Source organism: Echinicola vietnamensis DSM 17526 (assembly GCF_000325705.1).
GTDB classification, from domain to species: Bacteria; Bacteroidota; Bacteroidia; order Cytophagales; family Cyclobacteriaceae; genus Echinicola; species Echinicola vietnamensis.
This window is the reverse complement of sequence record NC_019904.1, coordinates 1,722,122-1,735,766: the sequence shown is the minus strand read 5'-3', so window position 1 is coordinate 1,735,766 and position 13,645 is coordinate 1,722,122. Positions and strand designations below refer to the sequence as shown.

The window sequence follows — 13,645 nt, the reverse complement described above, 5'->3', positions numbered from 1 at the left end:
ATAGATGGTTTAATTGAATTCGATAATTCCGCTTGGCAAAATACAAATATCCAATGAAATGTCATGCGGTTCTGCAGGAATGGAAATTTCCGGGACAAAGTACGATAGTCCCACCTTAAATACCTCGGGTGATAAACGAGATAGAAACTGGTCATAAAATCCCTTTCCATATCCAATACGGTTTCCTTTCAAATCGCATACCAAAAGTGGGATAAAAACGATTTCTATGCACTTTTCGTCGACTTCCTCCGCCTCAATGGGCACAGGAATCCCCCATTGATCATTGACGTACTGGGTATTACTAAAAATCTCTACGGTCTTCATGCCGCCATTGACATGGTCGGTGATGGAGGTGTACACATGATTACCTGCTGCCAGTAATTCGCGGACGATGGGAAAAGTATCAATTTCCGAAAGTTTGGCAATGGGCAAGAAAAAGTGAATATGCTGAAACCGCTGATGGGCACGGCAATATGCCAAGACCTTTGCCGCCACCTGCGCATCCAGCTTAGCCTTGTGGGAGGTGTCAAATGCCCGCCGCTTTTGTTTATAATGTGCTCTTAGCCGATCCTTTTCATGCATCCTGTACCAGTATAATGTAACGGTAATCCAACGGATCAAAATGACCATACAGCTCCTCAATGAAATGCCCATTGGCCAAGTAAAATTCCAGAAAATTACATGTTCGCTCTTGTGGGGCTCCTCCGGGAAACAACATTTCCTTTACTTCCCTAAGCCTTCTGAGCGCCACTTCCATGTTGCGCTCTTCTCCTTGCCGAAGTTTTTTGCCAAAGTGAGCCAAAACCTTTAGCGCCCTTACTTTTGCAGCTTCTGCTGCAGGCTTCAGCGTCGGATCAATCGCCGCAGCGTCCACTCCCAATTGCTCAAAAACGGCTGCCAATGCTTTCTTTTCCTCCGCCAAATCCAAATCAGACTGGGCATGAGATTGGACATAATCCTTCTTGAGCTCTTCAAAATCCACAAACAGCTGCTCATCGGACAAGGCCAAAGCTGACGCCTTTCGCTGTGCCTTTACTGATTTGATCATCGCAAAGTTACGCGGCATGATCATCGGGTAAGCGATGTCATAATGATCAAACACACCTTTAAGCTGTAGCCAATAGGCTACTTCCGCAGGCCCACCCAGATAGGCTACATTCGGTAAAATACATTCTTGATACAATGGACGCAGTACGACATTCGGGCTGAATCTTGTCGGTTCCTCTGCCACCAGCTTCGTCAGCTCCTCAGGGGTAAAAGTCTTTTCGGTGTCCAGCACCTCATACACTCCAGCATTTTTTACAATTCGGCTTCGCACTCCCTTATCAAGGTAAAAGAAATTGATTTCACGCGGAAATATCTGGCTCTTATACCCCAGCTCTTCCAATTTTTGGGTCTGGGCATTTACCAGATCGTTGGCCTTTCCTTCAAGCAGCTCTGCCTTCATAATGGGCACAAATAGCTCCTTTAGCTGCTGATCATGGCCGTCCACAATCACCAATCCCTTTTCTCCAAACAAATGATTCACATATTCCCGTACAGCCCCTGCCAAGGTAGTATTCTTCCGATAGGCTTCCTTAAAAAAATCAGGCACAAAACTTACCTCCTTTAACAACTCCTCCATGGATGCATCCAGTGCAAAATCCCCCACTGCACCCTTTTGATGCGTATTCCAGCGATACTTATTTCCTTCGTAACGGAAGTAATTGATTTCCTCAAAATCGTGATCCTCGGAAGCCATCCAATACACCGGCACAAACCGATATTGGGGATATGCTTCCCCTAACTGTTTGGCCAGGTTAATCGTCGAGACAATCTTATAGATAAAGTACAGTGGACCGGTAAACAGGTTGAGTTGATGGCCTGTGGTCACGGTAAACGTCTTTTCACTCTCCAGCGCAGCGATGTTCTCCGCAACTGATTCACTTATGTCAACTCCCTCATATTGTGCTTTCAAAGCCTGTGAAAGCACCTTGCGTTTGGAAACCTCAAGATGCCTGTTTTCGATCACAGCCTTAAAGTTCTCCAACGTCGGGTATGCATGGTAAAAAGGCACCAGCTTTTCCTGCTGCCGAATATAATCGATAAACAATGGTGAAAACTGCCCGGTACACTCGGGCTCTACGGTAGATTTCAACATAAAATTTGAAGGTTTTTATTGGGCCGAAAAAGGGCTTTAGGTGATTAAACTGATTAGCGCCCTTTAAAGTTCGGGATTTTTTCATGAAAACAGGCAACGTTTACTCCCCTGTTTAATTTGATCAAAAATTATGTAAGCCATCCTTCTTCTGCTCTTGTAACTTTGTACCAGTAGCTATTGATCTGACTAACCCACTTAGAAATGAATGAGCATGAGCAATAAAATAGAATGGCCCGTGACCGGCATGACCTGTGCGGGCTGCGCCAATACCGTCGAAAAAACGCTGAACAAGCAGCAAGGCGTAAAAAAAGCCACGGTAAACTTCGCCAGCCATACCGCCCTTTTAGAACTAGATGAAAAAGCCAAACCCGGTCTCCTGCAGCAAGCCGTACAGGAAGTCGGCTATGACCTTATCATCCAACAGGACGGTGACGAGGATCCTGAAGCGCTCCAACGAAAAGCCTACCAGGACATGCGAAAAAACACCTATGCCGCCGGCATCTTAGTGGTACCGGTATTCATCATCGGGATGTTTCTCCCGACCATCCCTTACGCGAATGAGATCATGTGGCTGTTGACCACTCCGGTGCTGTTTATTTTTGGCAGACAGTTCTTTTCCAATGCCCTTCGTCAAGCCAAACACGGCACTGCCAATATGGATACCTTGGTAGCCATCAGTACAGGTGTAGCCTACCTTTATAGCACCTTCAACACGTTTTTTCCTGCTTGGCTGTCCCAAAGGGGCATCACTCCACACGTCTATTTCGAAGCTGCAGGAGTCATCATATTTCTGATTCTTTTGGGCAGAATGCTGGAATCAGGCGCAAAGGCCGGAACGAGCGAAGCCCTTAAAAAACTGATCGGGCTACAGCCCAATGAAGTAACGGTCATCGACCAAGGCCAAGAGCTCATCAAAAAAACAGGGGACGTCCTGCCCGGCGATATTATACGGGTAAAACCAGGCCAAAAAATTCCATTAGATGGAAAAATCACCGATGGCCATAGCTTTGTGGACGAAAGCATGCTCACAGGAGAACCGATTCCTGCCGAGAAACAGCCTGGTGACAGCGTTTTTGCCGGGACGATAAACCAGCAGGGGAGTTTTGAGATGGCCGTCGAACAAGCCGGCCACGAAACCGTCTTGGCTCAGATCATCCAAAAGATCAAGGAAGCCCAAGGCTCCAAGGCTCCCGTCCAAGGGCTAGTGGACAAGATCACTTCCGTGTTTGTCCCAGTGGTCATCGGCATTGCACTGCTGTCCCTGGTGGTTTGGGGACTAAGTGGAGCTGAAGACGCTTGGCTCCATGGAATGCTGGCCTTCATTACGGTGTTGGTGATCGCCTGCCCCTGTGCTTTGGGACTCGCCACGCCCACCGCCATCATGGCAGGAATCGGAAAGGGAGCTTCCATGGGCATGCTCATCAAGGATGCCGAAAGCCTACAAACGGGCCAATCCGTAGACACCGTTATCCTGGATAAAACCGGCACCCTTACCGCAGGAAAACCTACCGTAAAGGCCATCCATTTCAGCCCGGATATCAAAAATGAAAAAACAGCTCTGGAAGTCATGCTCAGCATGGAAACCAAAAGTGAACATCCTTTGGGAATGGCCATCGTCAACCACCTAAAAGACCAGCAAAAAGCCCCCATCGAACAATTTCAGTCCCACACGGGAAATGGGATTACGGCCGTTTATGAGGGCATTACCTATGCCATTGGAAAGAAAAGCTGGTTACTGGAAAATAAATTCAAGCCCAATCCCCTCTTGACGGAAGTTGAAGAAAGAAGCCTGGACAAGGGTGAAATCGTCATCCACTTGGCCAAAAAAGACCAAATTATAGCGGTCATCTGCATAACAGACCCCCTAAAAGAAGGAAGCAAAATAGCCATTGACCGACTCCATGAAATGGGCATGAAGGTGCACATGCTTACCGGAGACCAGGAAAAAACGGCGGCGGTCATTGCTCGGGAACTAGGAATTACCACCTTCAAAGCAGGCATGCTTCCCGCTGATAAGGCCCACTATATCCGTGCCCTTCAGTCCGACGGCAATAAAATCGCCATGGTCGGAGATGGGATCAACGACAGCGAGGCCCTTGCCGTAGCTGACCTCAGCATTGCCATGGGCAAAGGAACGGATATTGCCATGGACGTGGCCAAGGTAACGCTGCTTCATGGAGACTTGAGACAAGTCCCCGAGATGCTTCTCCTAACTCAAAAAACGGTTAAAACCATTCGTCAAAACCTATTTTGGGCCTTTATCTATAATGCCATCGGGATTCCTATTGCCGCTGGGGTCCTTTACCCCGCCTTTGGTTTCCTGCTAAATCCCATGATCGCCGGTGCAGCCATGGCCCTGAGTTCCGTTTCAGTGGTGACCAACAGCCTCCGATTGAAAAATGGATAAGAGGAACTCCCCTTTAGGACAAATCGCTTGTGCCTAACGGGTAGCGTTCATGTGGCAAAACCGTTCAACCGTTAACTTGTAAACCTGTAAACATACAAATTCATGATTCAGTTAAAAACCAATATCAAATGTGGCGGATGCATCGAAACCGTCACACCAAAACTAGATGCCCTCCCAAACAGTAAATGGCAGGTCGATCTGAATGACCCGAAAAAAACACTCACCGTGACGGGTGACGCTACAGAAACTGAGGTAAAAACTGCCTTGGAGGCTGCTGGCTACCACGGCGAGCCGATTTAGGGCATTTGGGCGTTAATGTTCAAGGAATTTCTTAGATTTGTTAAGGTCAACGGCTAATTGATCTATATTAGCCGTTGTTTTACAATTTGTTCAAACTCATTTACTAGCATTTTCAAAGCCCCGTCTACCAGACCATTATTGTCGTAGATATTATTTGAAAATTCGCCAAACAAATCGATGATCAACTACGAGCATTACGTATTGGACAACGGCCTTCAGGTACTGATCCACCCCGATCACAGTACCAAGATGGCCGTTACTAATATTATTTATAAGGTGGGTTCTCGCAACGAAGTCCCCGGAAAAACAGGGCTTGCCCATTATTTCGAGCACTTGATGTTTGGAGGCTCCAAGAACGTCCCCCAGTTTGACAGTGCCCTGGAGCGAGTTGGTGGGGAATGCAATGCCTTCACCAATACTGACATCACCAATTATTACATCACGCTGCCAGCCACCAATATCGAAACTGCTTTCTGGCTGGAGTCGGACCGGATGTTACAGCTAAACCTCGGCAAAAAGACCGTCGAAACCCAGCGAAAGGTCGTCATTGAGGAGTTTAAGCAGCGTTACCTGAACCAGCCTTATGGTGATGCCATGCATTTACTGAGGGGCTTGTGCTATGACGTACATCCTTATCAATGGCCGACCATTGGCAAGGAAATCAAGGACATCGAAGGGTTTGATGAAGAAGACATCAGGGCTTTTTACCAGTATCACTATGCCCCAAACAACGCGATTTTGGTGATCGCTGGTGACGTAAAGGAAGCTGAAGTCCTGGAAATGGCCAAAAAGTGGTTTGGCCCCATTCCTGCAGCCAAAACTTCTCCTGCAGACATTCCTGAAGAGCCCAAGCAAACCCATAAACGAACCCTTTACCATTCCGCAGATGTCCCTACTGACGCCCTGTACAAAGCCTATCATATGCCGGGGAGAATGCAAAAGGGCTACTTGGAATGTGACTTGATTACGGATATTCTGGGGTTTGGCAGATCTTCACTTTTGGAACAAAGGCTGGTCAAAAACACCGATATCTTTGCTTCCTGTCATGGTTATATTTTGGGTGCCTTGGATCCAGGGCTGATGGTTTTTTCCGGCAACATGGAAAAAGGCAAAACCGCGGAAGAGGCCGAAAAGTTACTGGATGAAGTAGTGCAGGAGTTTATCGAAAACACCATTTCACAGGAGACGTTGGACAAGGTCAAAAACCAAGCGGAGGCCATGAAAACCTACGAATCCATCCAGCTCATCAACAGGGCCATGACCCTTGCCTATTACACCCAGCTGGGATCTCCAGACATTTACCAAATAGAATACGACCGTAAGACGGCCATCTGTGCAGACCAAATCTCAGATGTGGCCCGCGAAGTCATTCAGGAGCCCAATGCATCCGTGCTGTACTACAAAAGCGACAAGCATTAACGGCTCGACTGAGCGGCTACCATTGTTTTTTTAAACAATTTGGGCAAAATCCATTATCTTCACTGCATGAATAAATTTAGAATTGGATTTGGTTATGATGTGCACCAGCTGAAAGAAGGCTATGATTTTTGGCTGGGGGGGATTAAACTTGAGCATAGTAAAGGGGCTGTAGGCCACTCTGATGCCGATGTACTGATTCATGTGATCTGCGATGCCCTGCTGGGTGCGGCTAACCTGAGGGACATTGGTTACCATTACTCTGACCAAGACCCGGAATACAAAGGCATCGACAGTAAGCTACTTTTGGCCGATGTCCTCAAAATGATCCGTGAAAATGGCTATGAAATTGGTAATTTGGACACCACCATTTGCCTTCAATTGCCCAAAGTAAATCCACATATTGATACCATGAAAACCTGCTTGGCAGAAGTGATGGCCATTGCAGAAGAAGATATTTCCATTAAGGCCACCACCACCGAGAAGTTAGGATTTGTGGGAAGACAAGAAGGTGTTTCGGCGTATTGTGTCGCGCTGATATATAAAAACGATTGATATGGAAAGAGCGATAAAACTTATTGAAACAGAAGACGGTTCCCATTCCCTTTACGTGCCTGAGCTTGATGAGACGTACCATTCTTTTCACGGGGCTTACCGGGAGTCCATTCACGTATTTTTTCTTTATGGCCTGGATCATTGGTTCACGCACCATCCCCACCAAAAGCCCATTCGCATATTTGAAGTCGGTTTCGGAACGGGACTGAATGCTTGGCTGGCGTTGGTATGGGCAGAGCAAAACAAAGTGCCCCTGCTCTATCATACCATTGAGCCGTTTCCTATTGAAAAGGAAGTCTACACCCAGCTTAACTATAAAAATATCAATACGGATATTAGCCACTACCAAGGTGCCTTCGATAAGCTGCACGAGGCAGCATGGGATCAAGGTGGCCCAATCACTCCGTATTTTAACATGAAAAAGGACAAAACCACCTTGGAGGAAGTTCAGCTATATCCTACCGATGTGGTGTTCTTCGATGCCTTTGCGCCGAGCAAACAGCCAGAATTATGGTCCAAAAACCTGCTGCAAAAGGTGGTGGACGCCATAAATCCAGGAGGGATATTGGTCACCTATTGTGCCAAAGGCCAAGTAAAAAGGGACCTTGCCGAAGTGGGACTAAAAGTGGAAACCCTACCAGGCCCTCCGGGCAAAAAGGAGATGATCAGAGGCGTAAAACCCTTGGACTAGCCTTCTTGCCAAACGGTTACTTACGGACCTGATCCACGCTGTACAGGTAGTTATCGGCTGTTTCCAAAAGGCTTTTTCTTCGCCCGGCATCCATTTTATCAAACGTGGCCAGTAACATTTTCATGCGAGGGTTGTTCTCGAAGTAATTCCTGTGGACATGCATAAAGCGCCAAAAGAGTGCATCCCAGGTCTTCTGCCAATCGCCCTTGGGGAAATCGCCCATCTTTAGAAGGTAATTGCTGCCACTGATATAGGGCTTGGTTGCCATCAAGCCCCCGTCTGCAAATTGGCTCATGCCATAGACATTTGGCACCATCACCCAATCGTATGCGTCCACATACATTTCCATAAACCAGCGATAAACCTCGTCCGGGTCAAATTCACATAACAGCATAAAGTTTCCCAGCACCATCAACCGCTCAATATGATGATTGTAGGCGTATTTTAAGGTCTTTTGGATGGTCAAGTCCACGGGGACAACTCCCGTTTCCCCATGCCAAAAGGACGGGGGAATCTGACGTTTGAATCCCCAAAAGTTTTGTGTGCGCTGCTGCCTTCCTTTCCAGATGTAAACTCCCCTGATAAACTCCCTCCAGCCCATTACCTGTCGGACAAACCCCTCCAGTGAATTTAAGGGAACTTTGTGGTTTTCGGCATACCCCATGGCTCGGTCGAGCACCTCCTTGGGCGTGAGCAATCCCACATTCAGCATTGGCGTCAACACACTGTGATGTAAAATCGATTCATCCGCCACGATCGCATCTTCATACGTTCCAAACTCCCTGAAACGCTCCACTAAAAACGCCTCAAGCCAGTTGGCTGCCTCCTCAAACGTCACCGGATAAGGAAACGGCTCCGCCAAATCCCCTGGGTGGTCTGCAAAATGTTCCTCCACGTATTCCTTGGCCTCTTTGACAAAACTGTTTTGGGCGGGGCATTCCACTCGAGGTGGCCGCTTTTTCTTGGGATATTTTTTGCGGTTTTCGGCATCAAAGCTCCACTTGCCTCCCTTTGGCCCTCCTTTATCCATCAGGATATTCCGCTTTTTTCGCGCTTCGATGTAAAAATCAGCTTGATGATATGCCGCATTGGCGCCAAAATATTCCGACAATTCATCCAAATTATTCAAAAAGCCTGGGTTGGCCTCGAGGTCAAGGGAAAGCCCCGCTTGTTGGCAAGCTTTGGTCAACCTGCTTTCCAACCAGTCATCGGTCGGATCCAAGCAGGCCACATTCTCCACTCCCAGTTGTTTCAAATCGGGAATCAGCTTCCGAATGTCAGCAGCATCTCCCTCCACATAGCGTACCTCAAAACCGCGCTGCAGCAGGTGCGCCTCATATGCCTTCATAGAAGCACGATGGAAAGCTAATTTCACCCGGTGGAATTTATACTGCCTGAAAAACAAGGCCTCTTCTATGAACCAGACCGGTATGTCCTTTTGCAGCAAAGCATGGTCCCTGAACAGCTGATGGGGAAAAACCAAGGTGACCGTTTTGCCCATCTTACGCTGAAGTATGGGAAGGAAATTTGCCAAACTTCTCCTCCACGGCCTTGAACCTGTACGCAAAGATGGTGTCCAGCTGCTTTCGGATAAAAAGGGCATTGGCAATGTCGCCCAAAGGCCCCATGGGAGGTTGATAAGTCACGATATCCTTCATCAAGACGCCACCGGCTATCGGTTCCAAATGATGCTGATGGTGCCACATCGCATACGGACCAATGCGCTGCTCGTCCACAAAAAAAGCCTTTTCCTTCACCTGTGTAATTTCCGTCACCCAGGTCATTTTGATTCCCAGCATGGGACTCACCTTGTAGCTGATGATCATGCCGGGGTGCATCTTTTCAGGCATAGCCTTGGAGGTAATGTCAAACCCCATGTGGTCTGGAGTAATCTCTTTTAGGTTTTGGGGAGTAGAAATAAAATCCCATACCTCGTCCAAGCTCGCAGGAATCTTTTGTTCTGAAAACAACTGGTAATGCCCCATGGATATGTCTTATTGCGTTTGTTCCCATTCAACTTCACCGATGGCCAAAATGTTTGTGGGCATGGCTACTTTTGATCACCTATTGAGCCACCAAATGCTGACATTGAGCAAGGTCGCAAAGCTGACCCAGAGGAGATATGGCAATTGTAAATAGGCCGCTAGCTTGTCAACCCGTCTAAAAATCAGGATCATCCAAATGATCATGCCCAGCAGCAAGACAATCTCAATGGCCGCCCAGCCGATCAAATGAAAGTAAAAGAAGATAAAGCTCCAACAAAAGTTCAGCACCAATTGGACGATAAAAACCTGGATGGCCTTTTTTCGCTGTGGTGAATCAGGAGATTTCCAGACGAGGTAAATCCCCACCCCCATCAAAGCATACAACACCGTCCAAACAGGACCAAAGAGACTGTTGGGTGGATTAAAAGGAGGCTTTTCCAAGGTGGCGTACCACGTGGTGATGTTTCCCGCATTGGCAATCCCAGCTAGACTGCCAATGACCATCACCCCAAACATAAAGCCCAGCAGATGGAGCCAATTGATCTTTTTTCCAGAAGCTTTTCCTTTTGTGTCCATCATCATAACTTTTACTTGTAACCAACATCCTGGCAAAATGTTTCAGCCCTTTTTTCTTTTGGATGAAGACATCCTCAGGTAGATCGCACAAATTTGACTGAAGGAAAATACCTTGGCCCTTTGCCTTCATGTATCTTAAAAGTATTGACCACTATTATCGCTGCATTATAAACGTATAAGAAAAACCATATTACCCGCTCTTCAATATAACCGATAGAAAACAAATCACTAGGCATCCCTGTCATGCCCAATGAGATCGCCAGTAACCCGAAAAGCAAGGGAAAGATCAAGAAAGGAAGCAATATCAGCAAAATGGTCCAAGAAATCTGGAAATTTATTAGCGGTCTGGCTACTTCATCGATTCCCTTGACTTTATCCTTATAAAGTACCCATAACACTGAAGGCACTAAAATACCCAGTAAAGGAAAAAGAATAAACGACATCGCTGACAAACTTAATTTTTTCAGAAAATCGGTATTTTCGATAAGGTGAGGGTCGATAAAAGCATCGGGGCTGATCCCTAGTGCCTCCGCTAGTCGCTGACACGTAGAGCCATTGGGTTTTGAACGACCGCTTTCTATCCGCTGGACTGTTCTCAGACTGATGCCGGCCTCTTATGCAAGCAATTCCTGGGAAATTCCTTTGCTGGACCTTAATTCTTTTAACTTTGATGAAATACTGTTTTCTTCCATAGCTTTAGCTTTTTGTTTAACCCAAAACTAGTGGCTATGCCCTGACGTTGATAGTGTCGTAAAGACGCCTAATTTATGACATCACTACGTCTAAATGGGCAAAATGCTAATTTTAAAGCGTTTTCCCCGATGACCTGAGAATTCATTTACGAAATCGATCCCTCCACGTAATATTACATTTCACCAACACCCGCTCTCCTAAATCTTCTTCACCCAAGCATTGGCCAAGCCTTTTGACTTATAGGCTTCTAAGCCTTTGGAAGCGGCATGATAGCTTTCAAAAGTCGTCACATAACAGTAATACAGCTGATCTTCGGCATTTAAAAAATATGCTCCATCGACGAATCCTTGTTTTTCAAGCTCCTTAAGGTGATCCTCGGCATTTTTTTCAGTGCTAAACACGCCTGAAATAAGGTAAATCCCTTCTGAAGCGCTTGGCAAGGAGGACATTTCCCCGCTGGAGGAAGGCTTGCTGGAAGCATCATTAATATTGACCCCATCCAGCATCAGCATGATTTCTGTTCGACGGTTGAGCTGGTGCTCTGCCTCGGTACAGGGCTGCTCAGCACAGTCGTGCACTGGACGGGTTTTACCATACCACTTATAGCTAATGCGGTCTTCCTCGATCCCCAAGCTGATCAAATAGTCTCGGACTACCGCTGCTCGATGTTCCGAAAGACCTTCATTATATTGCTCAGAACCCCGAATATCGGTATGTCCCGCCAAGGCCAATTCCACCGTTGGACGCTCCCGCATCAGCAAGGCCACACGGTCCAACTGTGAAATGCTTTCCGGCCGCAGGGTATGTTTATCGAAATCAAAATAAATGATCGGCACGTCCATCATCACCCCTAAATTGGGCGTTTCGCATAGGTCTTTAAGATCAGCAGGCAATTCATATGCCTTTCCCTCTTCAGAGAATGCCATCAGCACCAATTCACTTCGCCGGTTCAGCTGATGCTTCCACTCTGGGCATGGCTTACCATCTCCACAATCATTGATCAGCTCTTCTTCCCCGTACCAAGCTTCATGGACCCGCTCGGAGGAAATCCCCTTCCCTTCCAAATAGGCCGCTACAGCATCTGCCCGCGAACTGCTCAACTCTTCATTGTATTGATTGGAAGCCCTGGAGTCTGTATGGGAACGGACTTGTAGGTCTAAATAGGACTGGGAAGCCATCAGCTCAGCCACCTTGTCCAGCACGGGCATGGCATCACCCCGAATGACAGCCTTGTCCAAGTCGTAATACACCAAGTCCACAAAAACGGTCCTTCTGTAGGGAATGGGAACCAAGGTATACGATCGCTCGACAAGACCATTTTCGGCCTCAGCCTTGATCAAATCATCGTGCACAGGGAAATAGCCACGCTTGCTGATCTTTAAGGAATAATCAGCACCAGGCGTCAGGTCCCCGTGGAGCTCACCTGCTGACTTCTGATCAAGCTCCAAGGCCGATTGCTCATCCTTCTTGATCATCTCCGCCATAAAGCCATCACTGATCAATGCGCCATCGCAATCCACCACCTTGGCCAAGAAGCGCATTAACCTTGCCTGCATGGTATAAATATCGTCCAATCCGGCACCACCACTGCGGTTGCTGGACAGGTAGGTTTGCCCATCTTCAGCCAATAAAAAGCTAAAATCATCCCGAGGTGAATTATAGGGAACACCAAGGTTTTTCAACCCGGAAAATGCACCACCCCGATACCCTGCACTGAACAGGTCAAATCCTCCCAATCCGAAATGACCATTGGAAGAAAAATAAAAGGTATCGTCCATCAAGAAAGGATCACGCTCATCCTCAGGACTATTGATTGGTTCGCCCAGGTTCTCTGGTGTACCAAAGTTAAAATCATCATCAAAAGACACTCGATAAATATCATAGCCGCCAAGACCTCCTGGCATGTCCGATGCAAAATATAGCATCCCCGCTTCTTCGTCTACAAAAGGAGTAATGATAGAATACCCTGTAGCATCATTCCAAGGGACAGCCTGATAATCGGTGAATTTTCCTTCATCGTCCACATGGCTAAAGTATAATTCCGAATAAAAATCAATATACGAATCCGAGGGCTGGCCATAATCCATCTCTGGATTTACGCGTTTATCCGGCCTGATTTTCTTGCCATTCTGCCGCTTTATCTTTCTCGTAACGGTATAAAAGACCGTATTTCCTCCATCCAAAAAGAAGGGATCTGCAAAATGGTAGCTGTCAGGAACAGGAACTTCCATGCTGCTGATGCCTCCAGTGCTGTCTGCCTTGTAAACCTTTAGGAAATCTCGTCCTGTCCACTCATAAAAGTCTTCATTCATCTTTCCCGATAAGTCAAAACGGATCGCAGACTTTTTCGAATTGCCGGAACCACCCCTGTCAGAGGTGAAATACCGATTGCCCTTTCCATCTTCGACCAAGCCAAAATCTGCGGTAGGACTGTTTACCCCCTCCATGGGCTCCAATGCCAAATCAGTCTTGGATTGGTACCAATACTGGAGGGAATCTAAGTTCAAGGGATCCAAGCCCTCTCGATCGGGCAAAGTGTCCAAGGCTACCAAAACCTCCTCAAGCTTGCCTTCATAATTGGCCGCTGCGGCAAAATGGACATAATCTTCCGTTACGGACTCCTCAAAACCAATCACCTTCTCCCACCACTCAAAAGCGGACTGGTAATCGTTCATTTTTTCATGGCTTAAGGCCGCTCCTTTCGCCGCCCGGTATTTACCCCGTTTTTCAAATGCCCGCTCATAGGCCTCTGCAGATTCTTGGTAATGTAATAGCCCATATTCTTTGTCCGCATATCGCAAAAGTGCTTGCTGGCCATAACTCTTTTCGTACACCAGCAACGCAAAAATGATAACAAATGCTGCTTTAAAAATCTTGTTCAT

At 47.1% G+C, this 13,645-nt stretch carries 12 protein-coding genes and 1 pseudogene; 5 read left to right on the top strand and 8 right to left on the bottom strand.

The window, feature by feature from the left end; translation table 11 throughout:
- Positions 1-9: 9 nt before the first annotated feature.
- Entirely contained in the window at positions 10-582 is a 573-nt protein-coding gene (locus ECHVI_RS07400) for a 5-formyltetrahydrofolate cyclo-ligase (RefSeq protein ID WP_041738403.1), read from the bottom strand.
- Positions 575-2,140, bottom strand: a complete 1,566-nt coding sequence (bshC, locus tag ECHVI_RS07395; protein WP_015265338.1) for a bacillithiol biosynthesis cysteine-adding enzyme BshC — start codon at positions 2,138-2,140, stop codon at positions 575-577. The genes ECHVI_RS07400 and bshC overlap by 8 nt, the downstream gene beginning before the upstream one ends.
- Positions 2,141-2,351: 211 nt before the next feature.
- Here bshC and ECHVI_RS07390 point away from each other — a divergent pair, with 211 nt between their 5' ends.
- The 5 genes from ECHVI_RS07390 (at position 2,352) to mnmC2 (ending at position 7,509) form a co-directional block, all read left to right on the top strand.
- A complete protein-coding gene (locus ECHVI_RS07390) occupies positions 2,352-4,547 on the top strand; it encodes a heavy metal translocating P-type ATPase (RefSeq protein ID WP_015265337.1) in 2,196 nt (731 codons plus the stop codon).
- A 102-nt stretch (positions 4,548-4,649) separates the two neighbouring features.
- The gene (locus ECHVI_RS07385) at positions 4,650-4,847 is read left to right on the top strand and encodes a heavy-metal-associated domain-containing protein (protein WP_015265336.1); all 198 of its coding nucleotides are present in this window, start codon (positions 4,650-4,652) and stop codon (positions 4,845-4,847) included.
- Between the two features lie 177 nt (positions 4,848-5,024).
- Positions 5,025-6,266: a M16 family metallopeptidase gene (locus ECHVI_RS07380; protein ID WP_015265335.1), complete on the top strand. Its 1,242-nt coding sequence runs from the start codon at positions 5,025-5,027 to the stop codon at positions 6,264-6,266.
- Positions 6,267-6,332: 66 nt separating this feature from the next.
- Complete coding sequence (gene ispF / locus ECHVI_RS07375) at positions 6,333-6,818, top strand: 2-C-methyl-D-erythritol 2,4-cyclodiphosphate synthase (RefSeq protein WP_015265334.1); 486 nt, start codon at positions 6,333-6,335, stop codon at positions 6,816-6,818.
- Between the two features lies 1 nt (position 6,819).
- Positions 6,820-7,509: a tRNA (5-methylaminomethyl-2-thiouridine)(34)-methyltransferase MnmC2 gene (mnmC2, locus tag ECHVI_RS07370; RefSeq protein WP_015265333.1), complete on the top strand. Its 690-nt coding sequence runs from the start codon at positions 6,820-6,822 to the stop codon at positions 7,507-7,509.
- Between the two features lie 16 nt (positions 7,510-7,525).
- On the opposite strand, the gene ECHVI_RS07365 is transcribed toward mnmC2, so the two are convergent.
- The 6 genes and pseudogenes from ECHVI_RS07365 to ECHVI_RS07345 form a co-directional block, all read right to left on the bottom strand.
- Positions 7,526-9,010 (bottom strand): cryptochrome/photolyase family protein, encoded by a 1,485-nt coding sequence (locus ECHVI_RS07365; RefSeq protein ID WP_015265332.1) that lies wholly within the window; start codon positions 9,008-9,010, stop codon positions 7,526-7,528.
- Between the two features lies 1 nt (position 9,011).
- Entirely contained in the window at positions 9,012-9,494 is a 483-nt protein-coding gene (locus ECHVI_RS07360) for an SRPBCC family protein (RefSeq protein ID WP_015265331.1), read from the bottom strand.
- Positions 9,495-9,569: 75 nt separating this feature from the next.
- Positions 9,570-10,076, bottom strand: a complete 507-nt coding sequence (locus ECHVI_RS07355; RefSeq protein WP_245553453.1) for a TspO/MBR family protein — start codon at positions 10,074-10,076, stop codon at positions 9,570-9,572.
- 68 nt (positions 10,077-10,144) lie between these two features.
- Complete coding sequence (locus ECHVI_RS22930) at positions 10,145-10,513, bottom strand: DUF4870 domain-containing protein (protein ID WP_052331416.1); 369 nt, start codon at positions 10,511-10,513, stop codon at positions 10,145-10,147.
- A gap of 72 nt (positions 10,514-10,585) precedes the next feature.
- Positions 10,586-10,669 (bottom strand): annotated as a pseudogene (locus ECHVI_RS24300) (helix-turn-helix domain-containing protein); the annotation flags it as partial.
- 291 nt (positions 10,670-10,960) lie between these two features.
- A complete protein-coding gene (locus tag ECHVI_RS07345; protein WP_052331415.1) occupies positions 10,961-13,645 on the bottom strand; it encodes an OmpA family protein in 2,685 nt (894 codons plus the stop codon).

Excerpts from the sequence above, each read along its gene's own strand:
- ECHVI_RS07400 (WP_041738403.1), bottom strand. The coding sequence starts at position 582 with ATGCATGAAAAGGATCGGCTAAGAGCACATTATAAACAAAAGCGGCGG.
- ECHVI_RS07380 (WP_015265335.1), top strand. The coding sequence starts at position 5,025 with ATGATCAACTACGAGCATTACGTATTGGACAACGGCCTTCAGGTACTG.
- ECHVI_RS22930 (WP_052331416.1), bottom strand. The coding sequence starts at position 10,513 with ATGTCGTTTATTCTTTTTCCTTTACTGGGTATTTTAGTGCCTTCAGTG.
- ECHVI_RS07385 (WP_015265336.1), top strand. The coding sequence starts at position 4,650 with ATGATTCAGTTAAAAACCAATATCAAATGTGGCGGATGCATCGAAACC.
- ECHVI_RS07355 (WP_245553453.1), bottom strand. The coding sequence starts at position 10,076 with ATGATGATGGACACAAAAGGAAAAGCTTCTGGAAAAAAGATCAATTGG.
- ECHVI_RS07390 (WP_015265337.1), top strand. The coding sequence starts at position 2,352 with ATGAGCAATAAAATAGAATGGCCCGTGACCGGCATGACCTGTGCGGGC.
- ispF (WP_015265334.1), top strand. The coding sequence starts at position 6,333 with ATGAATAAATTTAGAATTGGATTTGGTTATGATGTGCACCAGCTGAAA.
- bshC (WP_015265338.1), bottom strand. The coding sequence starts at position 2,140 with ATGTTGAAATCTACCGTAGAGCCCGAGTGTACCGGGCAGTTTTCACCA.
- ECHVI_RS07345 (WP_052331415.1), bottom strand. The coding sequence starts at position 13,645 with ATGAACAAGATTTTTAAAGCAGCATTTGTTATCATTTTTGCGTTGCTG.
- ECHVI_RS07365 (WP_015265332.1), bottom strand. The coding sequence starts at position 9,010 with ATGGGCAAAACGGTCACCTTGGTTTTTCCCCATCAGCTGTTCAGGGAC.
- mnmC2 (WP_015265333.1), top strand. The coding sequence starts at position 6,820 with ATGGAAAGAGCGATAAAACTTATTGAAACAGAAGACGGTTCCCATTCC.
- ECHVI_RS07360 (WP_015265331.1), bottom strand. The coding sequence starts at position 9,494 with ATGGGGCATTACCAGTTGTTTTCAGAACAAAAGATTCCTGCGAGCTTG.